Below are 5392 nucleotides of genomic sequence, written 5' to 3' on the forward strand. Positions count from 1 at the left end.
GAACTACAAGATAAGAAAAACCGATAAATTCAACAATGGTGGTTTTTGTGCTCACAGATACAAAAATACTCAAGAACGCCACAGCTGCATATGCAACAATTGGCTTTATGAACGGAGACCAGTATATGTGTCTTTTCTCGGATATGAATTTTACAACTATAGGGATAAGAACTATCAGGAATACTATATCGGCAATCTGAATTTTCTGTGTAAACCCCGTTAGAAAGTTTTGTATAGGTTTAATCCCCACCCAAATGGCAAGGCTTTCTAATGGGGTAAATATCCCGTGAGGTAGCATGATAGTTATAGATGCAAGAATCAAGGGAATAGCGACTTTTACGAAGGGGATCTTTGTTTCTTCAATCATGTTTACACAGAATATGAGCTTGTTGCCGAACAATCCTTTTCGCTTTCTGAAGAGAATTTTTGACAAATCCATGGCTCGTTACAGGCAATTTCAAAACTCGCCCTTCGGGCTCAAACAGTTGAAATTGCTTATCTTTCACTTCGCCAGGATTTGTTACCAAAAATTCTCTAATGTCGCTCAAAGGGTTCGGCAACAGCCTCTTATTTGATACAGTTTTTATTGTTAGATATTAACCTGTTTTCTGTTAAAAAATGAAAATCGCATGAAGGCAATGAAAGAGGCAATGAGTTTCTTCAATACTCCTATGTTTTTTATCTTCTTTGCATAGTAAAACATCACAGAAGGCTTAAAGTAATGAGCTCTGTAACACTTCCTGAAGAGACTTCTCATCTTTTCTTCTGTGAGTCCATGGGGTATAAAGCACTTTGGGGTATAAAGGTTCATGTTTCGCCATGTTTTATCAAATCTTCCATATTGTTCTGCGATACTATAAGCAGGTGAGCCAGGGAATGGAACGAAGTAGCACATATGAAAATCCGTAAGTGAAAGTTCCCGAATAAAGTCTATAGTCTTTTTTACTGTATCTTCTGTTTCCATGAAATTCCCGAGCATGAAGAAACCCTTTACTGAAAGTCCAGCTTGCCTGGTTTTTGCTATGCACTCTCTAATATCGTTTAGGCGAGTGCCCTTCTGTATAATATCCAGAATTTCCTGAGAACCACTCTCGATGCCATAGCATACCTGCCAGCATCCGGCCCGTTTCATTAGAGATAAAAGATCATTATCTACAGTCTTGGAGATTCTGCCTGTGCATGTCCATGTAAGGTCAAAGTTTGCCTCGATGAGCCCATTACAAATCTCTATCAGCCTCTTTCTGGAAGCCATAAAGTAGTCATCTTCAAAATATATTTCTTTTACTCCGTAATTCTCTACTAATTCTTTTATCATTCTGAGAACATACTGTGCGTTATGCGGTCTGAACCTTCTGCCAAAGGTAATGTTGTCGCAGAATATACATCTTCCTGGACAGCCGCGTGAGGTAACAAGTCCAACAGCAGGCATTCTGTTTATGGAATCGCCAGGTGGTCTGTAAAATTTGTCTATTGGTGGCAGAAGATTCCAAGCTGGAAGTGGCAATGTATCTATGTTAGTAATAAGTTCTCTCCTTTGTGTAACTATAATCTCTCCGTTAGAGCCACGGAAGGCTATTCCTGAAATCTCATTGAATGGTTTGCCATTATTCATAGAATTTAAAAGTTCTATCAGAGTCTCTTCCCCTTCTCCGACGACGCCTACATCTATCGCAGGAAATCTTTCAAGTGTCTCTTTTGGAAGAGCGGTGATATGAGGACCTCCTGCTATGATTTTTGTTGAGGGAAGAATCTTTTTTATCTCAGTAACCACATAACCTGCGTTTTCCATCGTTATTGTGGTTGATGTAACCCCTACATAATCAGGGGAAAACTCAGACACCTTTCTTAAAAGGGTGGGCATATCCATCCTTATAGCAGCACAGTCTATTATTGCAGTCTCATATCCATGTTGCCTTGTAACAGCAGCAAGACCAGCCAGATTCTGGGGTGGAAGTTCATTCCCACTCTCAGCGAGATCGCCATAAAGCTCCCTCATGGAGTAACCCGGATTTATAAAAAGTATCGGCAAGCTCAATTTATCTTCCTGCACCTCGCAGCGATGTTCAGCATCACTGGTGAGTATATGTGAGAAAATCGGTCCAATTTATCCAGCAAGGAATGCGAAAAAGGAAAGACAAAGGGAAAAAGGTGAAAGCCAAACATCTCTTCCACATCGAAACCTAACTCTTTAAACCAACCCCTCAGTTGATAGTAACCTACCCAGTTCTCATAACCATTGTATTTCCTTATATTCAACACCTTTGCAATTTGGACTGTAAAATGCCAGAGCCGGTTCGGTACGGTCATTATCAATGTGCCATTGTTCTTTAGAACCCTGTGAATCTCAGCGATGGCATTCCTTGGATTACTGGTATGCTCTATTACTTCTGTCATCAGGATGTAATCGAATGCCTTATCTTTAATACTAAGAGAAAGAACATCTGATACTGCCTTTTTTGAGTCACACTTTTCTGAGACTTTTTTCAAGAGAGTATGTCCAATATCTACTGATACCACCTCTGCTCCTTCCCGTATAGCTCTCAGGGAAAACCAACCTGTCCCACATCCAACGTCCAGAAGTTTTTTCCCTGTAAGTTCACCGGGATGGAGGAGTTTTTCAAAGACTATGGAAAGGCGTTTGTTCAGGTCGTATTTGTTCATCTCGTCATCAAATTGTTCAGCAAACCTATCGTAAAAATATTTTTTCTCATCGACTGTCGTCATTTTCTGCCCTTATTATTTCCTGAATCTCCTTTACAGTATTCAGAGGTATTTCGGTAACAAAGCTTATCTCATTTTCTGTCAACTTGCCATTGAGTATCTTTACCTTCTGGTAGGATTTAAAGAGATTCTGTTCCCTGAGTGTTTGTTGCTCATAGCGAGGGGTATTCAAAGCGATTATCGGCTTGAACTGTAAGGCAATGTATAATCTGAATAAATCTCGCACTGTCGAAGGAATCCTTTTTAGAGGTTTTAGCCTCGGCAGGCGAACCTCCTTAATAGTAACCGGAAGTTCATATATCGAAAGTTTCGCTCTATCGGCACGGAGTAAAAGTTCTGTATCGAATATCTCACGCTCAGTAAGACACTGCATGGAGACCGGATATATAGAAGACTTTCTGAAACCTTTTATCCCATGAGTATCAGTCCCTTTGAATCCATACAACATCCTCAAGAGCAAGTTGAACCCCCTTGTGATTAGCCTCCGTAACAGTGGTCTACCATCAATGGCACCCTCTATCACTTTTGAGCCTACGATACAATCATATTCGTCGAGGAGAACCAGAGTCTTCTTTAGAAACTCTATGTCCCAGAAGTCAATGTTAAAGATAATTATTTTTTCATGAGTAGCCGTACTGATACCGAGCCTGATGGATTGTCCATAACTCGGATATCTCAGGTGATCTACACGAACCATGGGAAATTCTTCGGTCAACTGTTTCGCAATCTGGTGTGTGTTATCGTAACTGCCATTTTCGCATATTATAATCTCGTATTCCATATCGAACTCCGTAATGGAATCTATATTAGCCACGAGAGACTCGACAGACCTCCTTAATATTTCCTCTTCATTATATACAGGGATAACAACAGAAAATTTATGATTCTCTCTCATCAGATAGACCTTGCATCTTATATAGATTCCAATAATAACCTTCTTTATTTAATAATTCTGGATGCATTCCTTCCTCCACTATGCTTCCATCATGGAGGACAATGATTTTATCTGCATTCTTTATCGTAGATAAACGGTGGGCTACGACTATAACTGTATGGTTTCCAGCGATATTATTTATAGCCCTCTGCACTTGATTCTCAGAGATGTTATCCAGAGAACTTGTTGCCTCATCGAGTATTAATATCTCAGGTTTCCTTAAGATTGCTCTTGCGAGGGCAATCCTCTGCTGTTGCCCTCCTGATAACTTCATACCTCTCTCACCGACTATTGTATTGTAACCGTCTGGAAAACCATGAATAAAATCATGGGCATCGGCTATTTGGGCTGCCTCGATTATCTCTTCCATAGAGTATTTCTCAAAGCCAAATGAAATATTTTCAGCAACTGTAGAATGAAAGATAAATGTATCCTGACTGACAAACCCTATCTTACCAAGCCAAGTCTCTATCTTATAATCTCTTAAATCTATACCATCAATTTTTATCGAGCCTAAAGATGGAGAATATAGACCAAGGATTAAATTTATAATTGTCGTTTTTCCTTCCCCTGAAGCGCCAACAATAGCGGTCAGCCTCCCTTTCTCGAAGACTGCATTGATATTCTTTAATAAATTATCTCTATTCATATATGAAAAAGATACATTTTCAAAACAGATCGATTTGGATAATGATTCGAATTCTCTCAGATCATTTTTTCGAATGTTTGGAACTTCTACTCTAAGGTTTAAGGCGTCATAACATATCTGTGCATTTGGTAATGCATCCATTATAATCATATGCAATCTGCTGAACTGGGAAACATTTGGTAATAATCTTTGAAGAGCGACAATATAGATTCCAAAAGCAGGTATCTGATTTATGAATCCATGAGGGTATCTGTCCTTCAAGATTAATGCGATTATTGCTACAATAACAAACATCACTAACTCTAAAGCATTCTCAGGAATAGCCAGTAGTGTTGCTGATTTTACGCGGAGTTTTTTATAACTTTGGTTTAATTTATTAAAATAATCCGACCATTTTTCTTTAGCCCCAAAGACAAATATCTGTTTTACTCCATTTATGAATTCATTGGTTACGATCTGTTGTAAGACGAGTTTTTCTCTTTTCTCTTTACCGATCGGATATGATACATGTTTAGATAAAAAACTTGTAATTCCATAAAAGATTAAAACAAGGATAAGAATAAAAACGGTCATCTGAACACTGATGGATAATAATATTACTGAAAAACAGATAATATTAAAGGTTCTCGTCGTCAACTTAGGTAAAAGCATTAACAGATCACTGACCTTTTCTGGGGCTATGTGGATATTGTAAGTTAATTCGCCCTGCTTATTATCTAAGAAAAATTGGTAAGGTGCGCTCGCATATCTTTCAAAGACAGACCTCTTTATATTGTAAACGACCTTTGCTCCACTATATCCTGTTAAAAACTCCAGGAAAACAGAGGTAACATTTTTAAGTATAATTACCGAAAGCATGAAAAAACACGCAGCGACTATTTTGTTTTCAAAAGGGATTAGATTTACCATATTTTGTATTAACAATAATATGCGACCATGTTCTTGAGGCTGATAAATGTTGAGTACTGCATTTAGAAGGGGAAATAAAGCAGCGATGCTGATACCTGATAAGACTCCAACTATTAAACTGAGTATCGTTATAGGTATATATAAATTTAGATACGGCTTTATCAAATAATATAACAATT

At 38.3% G+C, this 5392-nt stretch carries 5 protein-coding genes; all 5 read right to left on the bottom strand.

Annotation, left to right across the window (positions count from 1 at the left end):
- A partial coding sequence (locus AB1488_08155; protein ID MEW6410069.1) for a hypothetical protein occupies nucleotides 1-439 on the bottom strand: 439 nt, incomplete at its 3' end.
- Between the two features lie 150 nt (nucleotides 440-589).
- Nucleotides 590-2029, bottom strand: coding sequence for a radical SAM protein (locus AB1488_08160; protein MEW6410070.1), 1440 nt, complete (start codon nucleotides 2027-2029; stop codon nucleotides 590-592).
- A gap of 2 nt (nucleotides 2030-2031) precedes the next feature.
- Nucleotides 2032-2724 carry a class I SAM-dependent methyltransferase gene (locus AB1488_08165; protein MEW6410071.1) on the bottom strand — a complete coding sequence of 231 codons (693 nt, stop codon included), beginning with the start codon at nucleotides 2722-2724 and terminating at the stop codon, nucleotides 2032-2034.
- Nucleotides 2708-3616: a glycosyltransferase family 2 protein gene (locus AB1488_08170; GenBank protein ID MEW6410072.1), complete on the bottom strand. Its 909-nt coding sequence runs from the start codon at nucleotides 3614-3616 to the stop codon at nucleotides 2708-2710. Before AB1488_08170 ends, AB1488_08165 begins: the two co-directional genes overlap by 17 nt.
- A partial coding sequence (locus tag AB1488_08175; protein ID MEW6410073.1) for an ABC transporter ATP-binding protein occupies nucleotides 3600-5392 on the bottom strand: 1793 nt, incomplete at its 5' end. The genes AB1488_08170 and AB1488_08175, both read right to left, overlap by 17 nt.

It is taken from the genome of Nitrospirota bacterium, from assembly GCA_040756155.1.
In the GTDB taxonomy this organism is placed as follows: Bacteria; Nitrospirota; Thermodesulfovibrionia; order JACRGW01; family JBFLZU01; genus JBFLZU01.